This window comes from Thermosynechococcus sp. (genome assembly GCF_025999095.1).
Classification (GTDB): Bacteria; Cyanobacteriota; Cyanobacteriia; order Thermosynechococcales; family Thermosynechococcaceae; genus Thermosynechococcus.
The window spans coordinates 1,314,131-1,329,562 of the sequence record NZ_AP024678.1 but is presented as its reverse complement, the minus strand read 5'-3'; the positions used below and the strand labels follow the sequence as shown (position 1 = coordinate 1,329,562).

Sequence of the window (15,432 nt, the reverse complement as noted above, 5' to 3'; positions counted from 1 at the left end):
CTCTTTCTTTGCTAACACGATCGTAGCAACTGTGCTACAACATCGTTATTCTCAGTTCAAAAACCTTTATAGGAAAATGATTTCTTCCTCGCCCTCGCCTTTGACCACAACCGACCTGAATGCCCTGGCTGAACGTATCCGGATGGCAGCGGCCCAAGCCAATGGAAATGTCCATGATCTATTGGCACTGCTGCGACTTTTGGAGCAATTGCACCGTGAAATTTGTGACAATCAGTTTCAGGCAGCGTTGCCCACCAATCGCCAAGCCCTCTATAAACTGCTGCGGGATATTGAAACCAATGGCGGCTGGCCCTACATTCCCCGTAAGCGTCTAGAGTCCTTTTTGGGACTGGTTCAAGAGGCATCCGATCCCCATGAAGGTTGAACGCTGGCTGATCCGGCAGGAGCCCCAGTGGCTAGAGCGAGAACAACTGCTCAACCGTGCCGAACTTGAGGGGATTCAGGGCTTGTCAGCAGCGGAAATTTGCCGCCTCAGTCAGCTGTACCGCCTTGTCAGTGCCGATTTAGCGCGGGCGAAAACTCGCCGCTTGGGCAGTAGCATCGTCAACTATTTGCAGGGTCTCACCTTGCGAAGCTACAGTCAGATCTATCAGGGTCAGCACTCCCACGATGGGCGCAAGGTGTGGTGTTTTTTGCAGCGGGGCTTCCCGGCGGTTGTGCAGCAAACATGGGTCTATACGGCCTTGGCCTTGGGGGTGTTTCTGGTGGCCGCGGCGATCGCTTGGTGGTATGGGTGGCGCGATCGCCAGTTTTTGGAACTGCTGGTGCCCCCAGACATCCTCTCCCTCGTGGAATCCTCTCCCTCGTGGAAAAGGAGGGCAAGCTGCGGATGGGATCAATTGTGGGGATTGAGCCCTTGGCCGCCAGTGCCATTCTGACGAATAACCTGAGTGTGGCTTTGGCAATGGTCGCAGGAGGTCTCCTGGGCGGCCTGGGAACCCTCTACATCCTTTGGAACAACGCTCTGCACATTGGAGCGATCGCTGCCCTTGTGGCGCAAAACAGCCTAGCGTATCCCTTTTGGGCGTTTGTTAGTCCCCATGGTGCCTTAGAGTTGCCTGCGATTTTGCTGGCGGGGGCTACCGGTCTGTTGTTGGGGCAGGCAATTCTCTTGCCAGGGCGCTACCCTCGCCCTAGTGCCTTGAAACGCAATGGTGCCTTGGCGGCGCAACTCATGTTTGGAATTGTGCCACTGCTGGTGATTGCAGGTATTATTGAGGGCTTTTGGTCGCCCAATCCCCTGATTCCCAACAGTGTGAAGTATCTCTCCGGTCTCGGTTTGTTTGCTGCTTTAGTGTTTTATTTGGCTTGGCCCATAGAGCGATCGCCCACAGGTGAGAGAAAATAGAAGAATTCTTTATTGACGTTTAGGCCGATCGCGAGAACACTATGGCAGAAAATTGGCGCAGTCGCATCATCACAGAAGGCATTCAACGCACCCCCAACCGAGCCATGCTGCGAGCCGTGGGGTTTGGCGACGAGGATTTTAACAAGCCCATTGTGGGGGTGGCCAGTGCCCACAGCACAATTACTCCCTGCAATATGGGGATTGCTGCCCTGGCCAGTCGCGCCGAAGCAGGCATTCGGGCCGCGGGAGGGATGCCGCAGTTGTTTGGCACAATTACGGTCAGCGATGGTATTTCCATGGGCACTGAAGGGATGAAATACTCCTTGGTCTCACGGGATGTCATTGCTGATTCGATTGAGACCGTCTGTAATGCCCAAAGTATGGATGGGGTGCTAGCGATCGGTGGCTGTGACAAGAATATGCCGGGCGCGATGATTGCCATGGCACGGATGAACATTCCGGCCATTTTTGTCTATGGGGGTACGATTAAGCCCGGTCATTGGCAGGGTCAAGACCTTACGGTTGTCAGCGCCTTTGAAGCCGTGGGTCAGTTTAGTGCCGGCAAAATGGATGAAGCAACGCTCCATGCCATTGAACACCATGCCTGTCCGGGGGCGGGTTCCTGTGGCGGGATGTTCACAGCAAATACGATGTCCTCGGCCTTTGAGGCAATGGGCATGAGTTTAATGTATTCCTCAACGATGACCGCGGAGGATGCCGAAAAAGCTGACAGTACTGAGTTGGCGGGCAAGGTGCTGGTGGAGGCAATCCGCAAAAATATCCGCCCCCGTGACATTATTACTCGCAAATCCATTGAAAATGCCATCAGTGTGATTATGGCTGTGGGGGGATCCACAAATGCCGTGCTGCATTTTCTGGCGATCGCCCACAGCGCCGAAGTCCCCCTCACTATCGATGACTTTGAAACCATTCGCCAGCGAGTCCCCGTCCTGTGCGATCTCAAGCCGTCGGGGCGATACGTCACCGCAGATCTACATCGGGCAGGGGGCATTCCCCAAGTAATGAAAATGCTCCTCAATGCCGGATTGCTCCACGGGGATTGCCTAACGATTACTGGAGAAACCATTGCCGAGCGGCTGCGGGATGTGCCCGATACCCCCAACCCCAACCAAGATGTGATTCGTCCTTTTGATCAACCCTTGTATGCCACGGGTCACCTGGCCATTCTCAAGGGCAACTTAGCCAGCGAGGGCGCTGTGGCCAAAATCTCCGGGGTGAAAAATCCCCAAATTACCGGGCCTGCCCGCGTCTTTGACTCCGAGGAAGCCTGCCTTGACGCCATTCTGGCGGGCAAGATCAACCCCGGCGATGTCATTGTCATTCGCTATGAAGGCCCCGTCGGTGGTCCCGGGATGCGGGAAATGCTGGCTCCCACCTCTGCCATTATTGGTGCGGGTTTAGGGGATAGTGTTGGCCTCATTACCGATGGTCGCTTTTCGGGAGGCACCTATGGCATGGTCGTCGGTCATGTGGCGCCGGAAGCGGCAGTGGGTGGGACGATCGCCCTTGTGGAGGAGGGAGACTCGATTACCATTGATGCCCATCGGCGGCTCCTACAACTCAATGTCAGTGAGGAAGAACTGGCGGCGCGGCGGGCTAAATGGCAGCCCCCTACCCCTCGCTATACCCGTGGTGTGTTGGCCAAATATGCCAAACTAGTGTCTTCTAGTAGTCTGGGGGCGGTGACCGATCGCTTTGTGTGAGCAGTTCTGCTAAAAAGGCCTCAATACCGGCGCGATCGCTCGTTTGCCGGGGATAAACCATCGGCGGGCGCTGCAGCGTAATCAGCTTCACCTGCAGTTCATGGGCAAGGGTTTGCTTGATCTGCTCACTCTCGGTACCCGAGGCCTTGGTGACCACCGTGGTAATTTGCCACTGTTGCCAGAGGGCACGCTCTAGCTCCCGCGACACAGGGGGGAAAATGGCGACTAACCGCTGGCGATCGAACCCCGCCGCCAAGGCAGCTTCTAGGGCTGTCACGGTGGGCAGAATCCGAGCAAAGAGGGTCGCCTGACTGTGGAGGGGCGCAAAGGCTGCCAAGTGTTTGACCCCTAGGGTCAGCAACACCCGCTCACCCACTAAAAGATTGCTGCGCAGCAGCGATGGCAAATCCGTAGCCAGACCAGTGGTGCAGGGAGAGGCCGGGCGCTCAAAGCGCAGGTAGGGCAACCCCAGTTCTGCACTGATGGTCATGGCAAGGGTGGAAATTTCCACCGCAAAGGGATGGGAGGCATCCACAACTGCTTGAATAGAGCACTGGCGGATAAACTCACGGGCCCCCTGGGGGGCAAAGCGCTCAACATGGCAGTGCAGGAGAGGATGGGGGGCATAAAGCTGGCAAGCCTCAGGGGTAGTCACGGTTACCCAACAGCGGATGCCATAGCCAAGGATGCACTCAGCAATCCAGCGGCTCTCTTGGGTACCACCAATTAACCACAGGGAGCAAGCCACACCTATCCTAGGAGGGCACGGCGAAAGTTCTGACGGTAGGACTTATTCAACAGCAGCGGCAACCAGAGGACGCTGAGGACAAAGCGGGATTGGGTGTAATAGGTGCGATGAAAACCCTGCCAAAAGCGCAGGGCAATAAAGAGGTAGAGGACAATAGTGGTAAAAACAAGGAGTTCCATAAACCCAGGGGTAACTCTGAACTACCACTTCCACATTACTGGATTCTCCAGATCAAGGGTGGCAATGACTGGCTGGCTAATTTCATCCAGCATGGCCAAAATAGACCTATCCAATTGAAGATCGGCCGCTTTGATATTTTCTAGGACTTGTTCTGGATGGCGGGCACCGACAATGGCACAGGTTTGCGGCTGATGCAGAAGCCAAGCCAATGCCAAGTTCCCTACCGTTGTGCCTAAACTGGTGGCAATGGGTTTCATCAACTCAATCGCTTCAAGGGCACGGGCATAGGTTTCCCCCTGAAAGAGTTGGTTTTTAGAGCGGTTATCTTCGGGTTCAAACCGGTGACCCGGACCAAAGCGCCCCGTCAGCAGCCCTTGGGCAAGGGGAGAATAGGCCAAAACCGTAATCTCATGCTCAATACAAAAAGGAATTAATTCTGCTTCTGCCCAGCGCCAAAAGAGGGAGTAGGGGGGCTGGACGCTCTCAATGCGTCCATACCGCATCGCCTCAGCCAGCTGGGCCCGGGAGAAGTTGGAGACCCCAATAGCCCGGATTTTGCCGGCGGCTTGCAACTCCACCATTGCCTGCATGGTTTCCTCAATGGGCACGATTTCTGAGCCAAAGGAGCCCGCTGGCCAGTGAATTTGGTACAGGTCAATATAGTCGGTGTTGAGGTTACGGAGCGATCGCTCGCAGGCGGCAATCACGTCTTTGTAGCGCAAGTGGTTGGCGAAAACTTTCGTTGCATAGACACAGCGATCGCGCAACTCACCAACCGCCGTGGCAATTATTCGTTCTGAATGACCCTCCCCATAGACCTCAGCCGTGTCAATCGTGGTCATCCCCGCTTCCACCGCCGTGCGGATGGTGCGAATGGACTCTTCATCGTCAATGCCAACCCACCAACGCTTGCCCGCTTGCCACGTGCCAAGAATGAGGGGGGTGATTTGAATCTCTGTGCGACCAAGGGAACGGGTTTGCATACCACCATTGAATCAACCCAAACGTAGGAGTCTTGGGGCATATTGGGAACATTGCCATAGAGTTGATGTATTTGCCCTGAAGTGTAGTAACGACAATCTTGCCCTGCAAAACTCCATCGTCACTCTACCGCGATCTGCAATCTCCCGCAACTGATAGGGCTTTTTCAGGGGCGAGTGTTGGCGGCTAAAAGCCGCTCATCATTCTAACGGCTCAGGAAAATGACCATTGTGCTGCCATAGGTTTTAATGCGTTGCTGCTGCCAGCCGATCGCCAGCATCGCCTCTAAATCTGGGGGATTTTTTGTGCGACACTCAACGGCAATTTCCCCCCTAGCACTGAGATACTCCTTCTGCCAAAGCACCTGGAGAACAGGTAGATATAGATTGCTATTGTAGGGGGGATCAAAATAAATAAAGTCAAACTCCGCAATAGGGACTTGAGGCAACCTCTGGCACACATCCCCCCGCAAAACCAGGGTGTGCTGATGGGGTTGGGCAAGGGCTGACCAGTTGTCACGAATGACTTGGCAGGCTTGGGGAGACTGCTCAATACCAACTACCCACTGGGCGCCGCGAAGTAGGGCTTCCGCCCCCATTGCCCCGGTGCCAGCACACAAATCGAGCCAGGAACACCCTTGTAAGCGCCCCTGCCAGATATTGAAAATTGCTTGGCGAACTTTGGCACTGGTGGGACGGGTACTGTGACCGGGAAGGGTTTTCAGCGAGCGCTGGCCCGAAATTCGCAGAGGCATATTTTTAGGGTAACGGCTTTAGCCCAAAATAAAAAGCCCTAGGAGTCTTGCCGTGTTTCGACCCTAGGACTTTTGTTTGCGAATCACTCCTCACTAACTCAACAATACTCTGGGCATCTGGGGAGCTGTGGAGCGACACATGACACTTTCTCAAGCGGCACCTGTTGTCTGGGGGTGTTGACTTCATGGTTGGAGCTACTTTGATTTGGACACATCGGTGGCTGACCTAATCCATCAACAAAAGACCCTGCCCCCGTGTGCCAATCATTGAGTGTTATTGAGGGAAAACGCTGTTGTTTCTCCAGAGAGCTACTAGCTTCCTGCTTGCGTTGGTAAGAATTTAATATCTTAAATAAGATAATTAAACTTATAACAAGTCTTTTAATGAGATTAAAAATCTCATAGGAGATACTATTCGGGAAGGGGCTAAGGAAATCAGAGAAGAGAGCCTTGCGGGTGCCCTAGAGCTGTCTTAGGGGAGCAATGGTCTGGGAGGAGGTAACCAAAACGAATCAAGGCAAACCCTCAATCTAAGGTGATCTCAAACTCTGAGCACCCTTGAGAGGGGGATGCGCTTCTCCTTGGCCATCAGTGCTTCGCGGTAGGTTGTCCTGCTGAAGCCGTGCTGCCTTTCGCTCAGCTGTAGAAGCATTAGCCGGCGAGGGCAAGAGAGCCTAAAGAAGCGCATCGGATGTGCTTGACGGGTCTGGGTTGCCCTACTGTGCCAACCGCAAGGTTGGAGAACCAGCATGGGGAGCGGGGTTTAACCATCGTTATTTGAACATTGGACTAAAGCTGGACTAAATTCCCCTGCTGCACAATCTCCCCTGCTCAATTGAGGAAAAAGCCAGCAAATGCTATCTTAGATAAGTTATCGGGATGTAGCGCAGCTTGGTAGCGCACTTCGTTCGGGACGAAGGGGTCGCAGGTTCAAATCCTGTCATCCCGATTGGTCAGCACTCAACTGTTAAGATAGGTAAGAAATACCCTAGGATTGTGTTGTGCTATGACCTCGGCTGCATCCTCAGTTGCCCGTTCTGATTTAGCAGAATTGCGTCGTCTCAAGTCTCTCTTGCCACCAGAGCTGCAAAGCTGGGTGATGATCGAACCAGCGAGTGGGGTGAATCCTCCCCTCATTACCTGCGAGGAAATTGGCAAGGATGAGGTGGAAATTCAAATTGATTTAGCACGGTGGGATCAATTGGCCAAGGATCAGCGCAACCTCCTCTTTTGGCATGAGGTTGCCCGCATTCAAAATGACACGATTCCTCGCGATGGCTGGGAAATGGCGGCACTGGCGATCGGTCTGGGGGGTGCTGTGGGAGAACTTTGGGTACAAGATGGCCTACTACTGCTCCTTGCCCTTGGGCTGTGTGGCTTTTCGGGCTGGCGGCTTTACCAGCGCAATAATAGTGAAAAGGTTCTCAAGGAAGCTATTGCCGCTGATGAGCGAGCGATCGCCCTTGCGACACGTTTTGGCTATGACCTACCCAATGCCTACAAAAGCCTTGGCAGTGCCCTCAAGCTCTTGATTGAACAGGCCCCCAATCGTCGCCAACGCAAACGCTATGAGCTGCGCCTGCAAGCCTTGAAAAAGAGTGCGGCCAAAGCGAAGGCTCGCATGCAGGCCATGCAAAATGACACTCCAGCAGGATCCTAGTCATGGCTCGCCCAAAACGCCAACGGCTGCTGCCAACCATCATTCTCCTATGGACAGTGGCCAGTCTAGGGTTTATGGCCCAGTGGGATTTACATCCAGTGCTGCGGTACTATGGCTGGGTCTTTACGGCTCAAATTGCCTTTTTGCTTTTCTTCTTGCCGCAGATTGGGGGACAGCTCAAGGGTGTCCAGCGCTCCCAGAAGAATGACAGTCTTCCCTAAGTGACGCCAAAAAACCTCGATCCGGACGATCGAGGGTAGGGAGGTAGCTAGCAGGAATTTATTGAAATTAATTTTCAATAGCTGGATTGAGAAAAGTTTCCAACTGTTTGAAATTAAATCCCATGGCTCGCAGGGCGTGCCAAAGGTGACCCTGGAGGAAGAAAAAAGCAAGGAAGAAGTGGGCATTGGCTAGCCACGCACGGGGAGTATGCTGGCCAAGGGGCAATTCAATGGTGTCTGCGAAGTAGGGCGCAATTCCCAGCTTGACTTCTAGGGGTGGTCCATAAAACGCGACGGGATAGGCGAGTGTATTCACTGCACAGAAGTAGGCGGCCACAAACCCCGCCAAGGCAATGCCCCCCAGTGAATAGGAGAGAATCGCTTCAGCATTAAACATCAGCACCTTCCGTGCCCAAGTCAGCGGCGGTACAAGAATGTGCCAAACGCCACCTGCAATCAGCAAAATGGCAATGTAGATATGCCCTCCCACTAGGTCTTCCAAACTATTAATGCTGGCAAAGTGGGTTTGATAGCCATAGATGACAAAGGGATCCAACGTGGGCTGGGTGACAAGGCGTACCGTTTGCAAATTGGCATCGTACAACCCACCCCAGATGGTTGCTTTGAGAACCAACAGCAGGGCACCGAACCCCAAAAAGAGTAGATGATGTCCCAAAATAATGCCCAGTTGTTTTGGATCATCCCAGCGAAAGTGGAAGCGACGGGCCCGACCAGTGGCTGTACTGAGATCATGAGGGGCCCGAAAGGTATGAAAGAGCGCACCGGCACCTAGGACAGCAGAGGAAATCAGATGCACTGCTCCAATCACAAAGTAGGGGTACAAATCCACAACTTTACCCTCCTCGCCGATGCCAAAGCCCAACGTTGCTAGGTGGGGCAGCAAAATCAGGCCCTGTTCTCCCATAGGCAGATTGGGGTTGTATTGGGAAATTTCGTAGAGCGTAAAGGCGCCTGCCCAGAATACGGTCAGAGCTGCCTGTGCCACATGGGCGGCAATGAATAACCCTGAGAGGTTTACAAATCGGGCATTACCGGCCCACCAATCATACTTGACGTTGGCTTGCCCGTAGGTTTGCAAGCCGGCAGCCGTCACAGGGGTGGGAGATTCACTGGCGATCGCCATCCTGTCCTCCTTTGATAGATAGAGTGGACGTCAACATCAGGATTATTGAGTATTAATCTCAACAAACCCTGGGCTTAGTATAGCAGCATTATTGAGAATTAGTAGCATCTAACAAGAATGCAAATATAAAGATATGTAACTAATGGCGAGCGGTATTGTCCTTTCAGAAGGTTGAGGAATATGAAGGTAAGGCAGTAGAGTAATAACGACAGGCGATTGGCGGCTAGGTATGGCCATTTTGCTTTATCACGAGAATGCGGCCACGGCGGCCACATTGGTTTCGATCCTAACCACTGCCGATCATCGGGTGGATGTGGTTGCCCGATCCGAGGACCTCTGGAGCTTACTAGCCAGTCATCGCTACCACCTCTTGATTGGGGATGAGTCCCATTTGGGCACACCAGTTGAGGTCTTTTGCCAGAAAGTGCGCGATTGCCGGTTTCAGGAACCCATTTTGATCCTCACGCGTAAGGATTCGCCAACCCAGCCAGATACCCAAGTCATTTATTGTCACTATCCCTGCTCAGCGGCAGCCCTCCTGGAAATTGTGCAGCAACTCCTAAGCGCGATCGCCACCCCTAAGCCTGAGCAGAACCAAGATTCCGGGTTGCCCCTTGTGCTCCACATTGACAACGACGCCGAGTTAATTCGCTCCCTTGAGGAGCACTCCGCTGATGGTGGTTTTCGCTATGTGGCCATAGATAGCTGGCCCCTCGTGAATACTTTCCTTGAGGAGTGCTGGCCCAATACCGTGATTCTCAATCCGGAAGTCATGCCCGATGAGGTGACCACCCGCGAGTTTTTACAGCAATTGCGACAACATCGTCCGCCCATCCCCGCACTCGTGTTTACTGCCCGTGACACGTGGCGCGATCGCCTCGCCGCCATTCGCCTTGGCTCGCGGATCACCCTAAGTAAGCCCGTTGATGTCGAGCGGCTGTTGCAGACTCTCGAACAGTTACTCCAACCCCAAGAGATCACCTCCACCAGCATTCTGGCTGTGGATGATGATGCCGTCACCCTGGCCATCCTAAAACGCCTCTTGGAACCTTGGGGAATGAGCGTCACCTCACTTCAAGATCCCGATCAATTTTGGGATGTCCTAGAGACCACCAACCCCGAATTGGTGATTCTTGATGTTCAAATGCCGGGCATCAACGGCCTAGAACTCTGCCAAGTGGTGCGCAATGATCCCCGTTGGAATCAGTTGCCCATTCTCTTTCTCACGGCAACCACTGACCCAGCCTTTGTCACCCAACTTTTTGCTGCCGGTGCCGATGATTTTGTCAATAAACCCATTGTCGGCCCTGAGCTAATCACCCGGATCATTAACCGCCTAGAGCGCACCCGCCTTCTGAAACGCTTAGCAGAGGTCGATCCCCTCACAGGACTCAGCAATCGGCGTAAAGCCACAGAAGACATTGAACGCTTTTTAACCCTTGCCAGCCGCCAACAGCAAACCCTTTGCATTGCCGTTTTAGATTTAGATTATTTCAAACGCATCAATGATACCTACGGTCACGATGTCGGCGATCAGGTATTGGTGACTACCGCTCGGATGTTGCGACAGTCCCTGCGCCTGGAGGATGTTGTCGCTCGCTGGGGCGGCGAGGAATTTTTAATTGCCCTGTATGGCATTTCCCTTGAGGTGGCCAAACACCGCCTTGCCATCTGCTTGCAGCGGTTGCGCAACCATACCTTCTATGCGCCCAATCACGATAGCTTTAGGGTGAGTTTTAGTGCCGGTATTAGTCAATTCCCCACCCATGGGAAGAGCTTAGTGCAACTGGTGAAGACGGCGGATGATGCCCTCTATGCCGCTAAGGCAGCAGGACGTTCTCAAATTATGACGGCCCTAAAGGAAATGCCCCCAGAATTTGCCAATGCCTCCTCCCAAGAGGATATCCTAAAGGAGTAGGCTTATTCTCAGTAAAACCCTGCACCAGCACCGTTGACTGTCCTAAATGTATGACCTTTGAGGCATCCCCTGGACAAAACGCCACCATTCTCTTGGTAGATGACGATCGCAACCTTGTGCTCTTGGTGAAGGATTACCTTGAGATGCAGGGATATCGGGTGCTCACCGCAGCCCATGGCAATGAAGGGCTGGCAATTCTTCGGCAACACACTCCAGATTTAATTATTTGTGATGTGATGATGCCGCAGATGGATGGCTATAGCTTTGTCAGTGCGGTGCGACAACAGACACACCTCAGTTGGTTGCCAGTGCTCTTTCTCTCAGCTAAGGGGCAAACCCACGATCGCATTAAGGGGTTGCAAACCGGCGGTGATGTTTACCTGGTCAAGCCCTTTGAACCGGATGAACTCCTAGCCCAAATCCAAGCCCTCCTCAAACAAACGGCGCGCCTGCGGGAGGCTCAAGGACGACAAGCCCCCCCTAGACCCACACCCCCCCCTGGTGTCGAACTCACCCCCACAGAAACGCGAATTCTCCAATATGTCGCCCGGGGAATGTCAAATCGTGAAATTTCTGCAGAGCTACACGTGAGTCAGCGCACAGTGGAAAGCCATGTCAGCAATATGCTAGGGAAAACGGGCTGCCACAATCGCACGGAATTGGCTCGCTGGGCAATCGATTATCATTATGTGTGACCCGCGCTCTTTATGAGCGGCATTCCCAAATACCTGAGCTGCTCTACCTAGCCTGTGTCACCGCTGCATGTGCTCCGCCAGTAGGGCTTGGGCGCGGGGTTTATAGAGTAGATGGAACAGCGCTTCCATGTAGCGCATCATATCTTCGCGGTTTTCTTGGGAAGAGAAGTTCCAGAAGCCGTAGATCTTGGCAAGGGAGAGCAGGCGGCTGCAGTGAATTTTCCAAGTGTAGGTGCTATAGACCCGCTCGATACCGGCTTTGGAAATCCGCTGCCACTCCTGGGGATTGCGATCGCAAGCCTCCAGAAAGCGGACGATGGTTTCGGCCATTTCTTCTAAGTGGGTTGGGTTGATATAAAAGCCATTCACCCCATCTTGGATAATTTCCAGAGGGCCACCAAAGCGCGTACCAAAGGTGGGCAAACCACTGATCATTGCCTCTAGAATCGTCAAGCCAAAGGCTTCAAACAAAGCAGGCTGGACAAAAATCCCCTGGCGATCGGCAATGATGCGATAAACTTCCCCGGAATCTGCTTTTGGTAAACGAATCCCTAGCCAGCGAATTTTGCCATGGAGGTTGTACTGCTGAATGATTTGATAGAGCTTCTCAATCTCGGCAATTTCCTCGCGATCGCTGGAGTCTGCGGTGCGCAACTTGCCCGCCACCAAAATTAAGTTGCAGTGCTCCTGCAGTGCTTTGCTGCGGCCAAAGGCTTCCGCTAGGCCGGTGAGGTTCTTAATCCGATCCAGCCGTGCCATCGAAAAGAGGGGACGTTTTTCAGGAGCCTCTAAGTAACCATAGATCTGCTGCGGGTCTTCAAGGGTAAAGAGCAGTTCCTCCAACCGCTGGCGATCGCCCTCTAGTCGCTCCGTATAGTGGTAGTAGGGAAAGTAAACTTGTTCATTTACCCCTGGTGGCACCACATTAAACTTCGGGCTAAAGAGTTCAATGCCATTGACCACATGGTACAGATCGGGCATTGTAAAGGACTGATAGGACTCGTACTGGCCGATGCTATCGGGTGTGCCCACAATCTCTTGGTAGGTACTGCTGATAATAAAGTTGGCGGCATTCATGGCAATCAGATCCGCCGTAAATTGCAGCGAGAAGTGATACTTATCCTCCAAGTCCTGCCAGTAGAGGTTGCTAAACAGGTATTTAGATTTCTCGAGGGCATGGGCAATGTTGCACTGGGTAACCTTTAGTCGCCGCGCCAAGAGGAAAGCCACCAGGTTGCCATCGGAATAGTTGCCAATAATCAAGTCGGGGACATGGCCAAACTCGGCTCGCAACTCTCGCTCCGCATCAATGGCAAAGGTTTCCAAATAGGGCCAGATTTCAAAGCGAGAAATCCAGTTTTGCGTCACCTTGGGATTAAATTCCCGGAAGGGGACCCGCAGAATCCAAGCATCATTGGTACCGTAGATTTTCTCTAGGCGTTGGTTGCACAGCGTCCCTTCCGCATTGGGAATTAGGCGAGTCAGGACAATAATTTTAGGCCGTGCCTCCAGTACCCCCAACCCTGCCAGTTCTAAATCCTCCCGCATTTGTTTTTCAAGGCTTTTCACTTGGTCGAGGATATAGACCACCTGCCCACCGGTGTCGGGTCGCCCCAGCACCCCCTCTTGGCCAAACCAGCCATGGGGAGAAATCAGGGCAATGCGAAAGAGCATCGGAATCCGCGAGACAAAGGCCTCCAGCACTTGGTGATCGGGAGAGTCCAAGAGTTGATCCAAAATTTCTAGGGTGTCCCGCACCCGGGCGACAGTATTGCCCCAACCCGGTTCAAAGCCGAGATTTTGCAGTTCAAAGCGAAACTCACTATAGGCCTCGGCGGGGGCGCGATCGCTGAGGGCTACGAGAGCTTGTTTCACCTGTTCTGAGAGGTGTTGAGGAGAGCGAATCCGCTCATTAATCAGGAGTTGATAGCCGTTGTAGCGGTGAATTTGCAAAAAGGTAAAAAGGTTTTGCTGCCACTGGCGCGGGTCTTGGAACAGCTTACTAGATAAGTAACGATTGAGAAATTCCACCCCCTTACCGATATTCTTGGCATCGCGGATGATCGGCGAGTAGTCATAGAAAGGCTGGACATCAATTTCAAAAACATCCCCCTCGTTGGGATGGTAGTGATTGACAAGGCGATCGCGCAGATCCAATAGCTCTGGGATCGTCATCGGCACAATTGTCAAATCCTCCACCAGCAGCCGACACACCTCCTGCTGCGCAATCCGTGGCCGAATAATCCAGCAGAGACTTTCGTTGTCAACAATGATCTCTTGGGTATAGAACACCAGCTTACTGAGGCGCGACTCTGAGGGTGGGGGAACAGGTCGCTTTTGATCGCGACAGTAATCTGCAAAGGCATCCAGAATATCATTGCGCAGGAGATAACGTTTTTCTCCTAGTTGCAGGAGGCGTGAAAACTGACGCAGATCGGCACGTTCATCACTTTCAACAACGGATTTGAGGAGCACAGAGGTCATCGGCAAACTCAGAACACGGCTTTTACTTGAGACGGCGCAGGGGCTCAAGTCGTTTCTATTCTAGGTTTCTCCCTGAATAGGGTCAATTTTGCACCAGCGATCGCCGGATTTGGCCATAGTTCCAAAAACCAAACCACAGCCACAACAGCAATAGGCCACTTGTCAGTCCCAGCACCGGTGCCACGCCAAAATTGCGGATCAAAATCGGTGCTGCAGCAGTAAACAACCCACCCCCGACAATTGGCTCAAAGAGAATTTGCTTGTAGGCGAAACTTTCCAGTGCCCCCGATTGATTGTGGGGGTCTACTATACGAATCAGCAATAATCCAGTAGATGTCACCCCCATCGATTGCCCCATGTCACCAATCCCGCGCTCAAACCAGAACATGGGCAAAATTCGCGGCGCTAAATAGAGCATGACAAAGAGATTCCAACCAATTCCCCCCAAACTCAAGAGGATAAAGGGAATGAGATTTTCACCAATGGCGGTTAAAGAGAGGGTGGCCAAGGCGGTAATAATCGTCACATCCAAAGCCACACCGCCAATGTGGCTAATCAGTGGCCGGCTAATTAGGTACTGTTTGCGCCAACGGGTCAAGATTAACTGCACAATAATGCCACCGATGAGAGCCAAGGGAAATAGGGGCACATAGGCCATGAGCTTCAAACCCGTGTGTCCCCAGGTGACACGCTCTAAGAGCCGCAGGGCTTCGAGAATCACCCAGCCCACAAGAATCGCCAAGCCGACAAAACAGAAATTTAATGACAAAGGATCAATGAGTAACTCCCGCAGCAGTTGTTGGCGCCGCTGCCGTGTTTCTGCGTCATCGTGGGGATGGGGGTCTGGATTCTCCTGCGCTTTGAAGTCTGCCAAGGGTTGAATCTGGAGCCGTCCTGTGCGCCGTGCCCAGTTAATCAGTGCCACCCCAAAAACCACCCCAGAGACCAAACCCACCGTCGCCAAGCCCAAGGCCATATCAGCACCAGCGCTAAAGTTTAACTCCCTAAAGGTATCGGCCATCCCAGCGGCAGTTCCATGCCCCCCCTCAAAGGTGATCTCAATCAGGGCACCAGCAAGCGGATCCATGCCAAATACGGGCGTGAGAACCAGCCAAGTCAGCAGCAAACCCACAACATATTGCCCCCAAGCCAGAATCTGACCAAAGGCGACCTGCGGTGAGGCTTTCTGCCAAATTTCCCGAGGGCTAGGGATGATCTCCCCTAAAAATAGACAGGCGAAAACAATGTTGATGAAAATACTCGGGGACTGTTGCCAAACTTCACGGATATCTTCGGCAAAAAGGCCATTGACCAAACCCGAGTCGGGGGCAATGTGGCTGGCGATCGCCCCCAGTACCGTAGGGCCAAGGATGAGTCCCAAGAGGCCCGCAATCACTGAACTGGGCATATAAAGGGATCTCATGAGTGCCCAACGCTGCCGCACAATTCGCCCCAACAGCAGCAAAACACCCATGAAAATAAACGCCCAAAAAACTGTTATCAGCCTAAACATCGGCAGCGCCAACTCCTAAAGATTGCCGTGATCATAGAGCC

15 protein-coding genes and 1 tRNA gene are annotated in these 15,432 nt (G+C 53.0%); 9 read left to right on the top strand and 7 right to left on the bottom strand.

Translation table 11 applies throughout. The features are described 5' to 3' along the window. Nucleotides 1–76 precede the first annotated feature (76 nt). From Q0W94_RS06495 to ilvD, 4 genes are read left to right on the top strand one after another with little or no spacing between them, the layout of a single operon-like run. The gene (locus Q0W94_RS06495) at nucleotides 77–385 is read left to right on the top strand and encodes a hypothetical protein (RefSeq protein ID WP_297756884.1); all 309 of its coding nucleotides are present in this window, start codon (nucleotides 77–79) and stop codon (nucleotides 383–385) included. Then, on the top strand, nucleotides 375–899 hold the full coding sequence (locus Q0W94_RS06490; RefSeq protein WP_297756882.1) for a hypothetical protein: 525 nt from the start codon (nucleotides 375–377) through the stop codon (nucleotides 897–899). The genes Q0W94_RS06495 and Q0W94_RS06490 overlap by 11 nt, the downstream gene beginning before the upstream one ends. Then, complete coding sequence (locus Q0W94_RS06485) at nucleotides 851–1,369, top strand: stage II sporulation protein M (RefSeq protein WP_297756880.1); 519 nt, start codon at nucleotides 851–853, stop codon at nucleotides 1,367–1,369. Before Q0W94_RS06490 ends, Q0W94_RS06485 begins: the two co-directional genes overlap by 49 nt. 41 nt (nucleotides 1,370–1,410) lie before the next feature. Then, a complete protein-coding gene (gene ilvD, locus Q0W94_RS06480; RefSeq protein ID WP_297756878.1) occupies nucleotides 1,411–3,093 on the top strand; it encodes a dihydroxy-acid dehydratase in 1,683 nt (560 codons plus the stop codon). Here the strand turns inward: ilvD and Q0W94_RS06475 are convergent. The 4 genes from Q0W94_RS06475 to rsmD form a co-directional block, all read right to left on the bottom strand. Then, nucleotides 3,056–3,841, bottom strand: a complete 786-nt coding sequence (locus Q0W94_RS06475; RefSeq protein WP_297756877.1) for a cobalt-precorrin-6A reductase — start codon at nucleotides 3,839–3,841, stop codon at nucleotides 3,056–3,058. The two genes, ilvD and Q0W94_RS06475, sit on opposite strands and share 38 nt — an antisense overlap. Before the next feature lie 2 nt (nucleotides 3,842–3,843). Continuing rightward, nucleotides 3,844–4,020 (bottom strand): hypothetical protein, encoded by a 177-nt coding sequence (locus tag Q0W94_RS06470; protein ID WP_297756875.1) that lies wholly within the window; start codon nucleotides 4,018–4,020, stop codon nucleotides 3,844–3,846. Nucleotides 4,021–4,041: 21 nt separating this feature from the next. After that, entirely contained in the window at nucleotides 4,042–5,004 is a 963-nt protein-coding gene (locus Q0W94_RS06465; protein WP_297756874.1) for an aldo/keto reductase, read from the bottom strand. Between the two features lie 203 nt (nucleotides 5,005–5,207). Further along, on the bottom strand, nucleotides 5,208–5,756 hold the full coding sequence (gene rsmD, locus Q0W94_RS06460) for a 16S rRNA (guanine(966)-N(2))-methyltransferase RsmD (RefSeq protein WP_297756872.1): 549 nt from the start codon (nucleotides 5,754–5,756) through the stop codon (nucleotides 5,208–5,210). 875 nt (nucleotides 5,757–6,631) lie between these two features. Here rsmD and Q0W94_RS06455 point away from each other — a divergent pair. From Q0W94_RS06455 to Q0W94_RS06445, 3 genes are all read left to right on the top strand, one after another. Then, nucleotides 6,632–6,705 (top strand) — tRNA-Pro (locus tag Q0W94_RS06455). 57 nt (nucleotides 6,706–6,762) lie between these two features. Continuing rightward, nucleotides 6,763–7,416: a DUF3318 domain-containing protein gene (locus Q0W94_RS06450; RefSeq protein WP_297756870.1), complete on the top strand. Its 654-nt coding sequence runs from the start codon at nucleotides 6,763–6,765 to the stop codon at nucleotides 7,414–7,416. A gap of 2 nt (nucleotides 7,417–7,418) precedes the next feature. Beyond that, a complete protein-coding gene (locus Q0W94_RS06445; RefSeq protein ID WP_297756868.1) occupies nucleotides 7,419–7,637 on the top strand; it encodes a hypothetical protein in 219 nt (72 codons plus the stop codon). A gap of 67 nt (nucleotides 7,638–7,704) precedes the next feature. Here Q0W94_RS06445 and Q0W94_RS06440 read toward each other — a convergent pair whose 3' ends face one another. After that, the gene (locus Q0W94_RS06440; protein WP_297762383.1) at nucleotides 7,705–8,736 is read right to left on the bottom strand and encodes a chlorophyll a/b binding light-harvesting protein; all 1,032 of its coding nucleotides are present in this window, start codon (nucleotides 8,734–8,736) and stop codon (nucleotides 7,705–7,707) included. A 274-nt stretch (nucleotides 8,737–9,010) separates the two neighbouring features. On the opposite strand from Q0W94_RS06440, the gene Q0W94_RS06435 reads away from it, so the two are divergent. Both Q0W94_RS06435 and Q0W94_RS06430 read left to right on the top strand, forming a co-directional pair. Beyond that, nucleotides 9,011–10,699, top strand: a complete 1,689-nt coding sequence (locus Q0W94_RS06435; RefSeq protein ID WP_297756866.1) for a diguanylate cyclase — start codon at nucleotides 9,011–9,013, stop codon at nucleotides 10,697–10,699. A 50-nt stretch (nucleotides 10,700–10,749) separates the two neighbouring features. Continuing rightward, entirely contained in the window at nucleotides 10,750–11,394 is a 645-nt protein-coding gene (locus Q0W94_RS06430) for a response regulator transcription factor (RefSeq protein WP_297756864.1), read from the top strand. A 57-nt stretch (nucleotides 11,395–11,451) separates the two neighbouring features. On the opposite strand, the gene Q0W94_RS06425 is transcribed toward Q0W94_RS06430, so the two are convergent. Beyond that, nucleotides 11,452–13,878, bottom strand: a complete 2,427-nt coding sequence (locus Q0W94_RS06425) for a sucrose synthase (protein WP_297756862.1) — start codon at nucleotides 13,876–13,878, stop codon at nucleotides 11,452–11,454. Between the two features lie 82 nt (nucleotides 13,879–13,960). Continuing rightward, nucleotides 13,961–15,391, bottom strand: a complete 1,431-nt coding sequence (locus tag Q0W94_RS06420; RefSeq protein ID WP_315863052.1) for a sodium/glutamate symporter — start codon at nucleotides 15,389–15,391, stop codon at nucleotides 13,961–13,963. Nucleotides 15,392–15,432 lie beyond the last annotated feature (41 nt).

Bases quoted from the DNA above. Each gene is read 5' to 3' on its own strand.
- Q0W94_RS06495 (WP_297756884.1), top strand. From the start codon at position 77: ATGATTTCTTCCTCGCCCTCGCCTTTGACCACAACCGACCTGAATGCC.
- Q0W94_RS06490 (WP_297756882.1), top strand. From the start codon at position 375: ATGAAGGTTGAACGCTGGCTGATCCGGCAGGAGCCCCAGTGGCTAGAG.
- Q0W94_RS06485 (WP_297756880.1), top strand. From the start codon at position 851: ATGGGATCAATTGTGGGGATTGAGCCCTTGGCCGCCAGTGCCATTCTG.
- ilvD (WP_297756878.1), top strand. From the start codon at position 1,411: ATGGCAGAAAATTGGCGCAGTCGCATCATCACAGAAGGCATTCAACGC.
- Q0W94_RS06470 (WP_297756875.1), bottom strand. From the start codon at position 4,020: ATGGAACTCCTTGTTTTTACCACTATTGTCCTCTACCTCTTTATTGCC.
- Q0W94_RS06465 (WP_297756874.1), bottom strand. From the start codon at position 5,004: ATGCAAACCCGTTCCCTTGGTCGCACAGAGATTCAAATCACCCCCCTC.
- rsmD (WP_297756872.1), bottom strand. From the start codon at position 5,756: ATGCCTCTGCGAATTTCGGGCCAGCGCTCGCTGAAAACCCTTCCCGGT.
- Q0W94_RS06450 (WP_297756870.1), top strand. From the start codon at position 6,763: ATGACCTCGGCTGCATCCTCAGTTGCCCGTTCTGATTTAGCAGAATTG.
- Q0W94_RS06445 (WP_297756868.1), top strand. From the start codon at position 7,419: ATGGCTCGCCCAAAACGCCAACGGCTGCTGCCAACCATCATTCTCCTA.
- Q0W94_RS06435 (WP_297756866.1), top strand. From the start codon at position 9,011: ATGGCCATTTTGCTTTATCACGAGAATGCGGCCACGGCGGCCACATTG.
- Q0W94_RS06430 (WP_297756864.1), top strand. From the start codon at position 10,750: ATGACCTTTGAGGCATCCCCTGGACAAAACGCCACCATTCTCTTGGTA.
- Q0W94_RS06425 (WP_297756862.1), bottom strand. From the start codon at position 13,878: ATGACCTCTGTGCTCCTCAAATCCGTTGTTGAAAGTGATGAACGTGCC.
- Q0W94_RS06420 (WP_315863052.1), bottom strand. From the start codon at position 15,391: ATGTTTAGGCTGATAACAGTTTTTTGGGCGTTTATTTTCATGGGTGTT.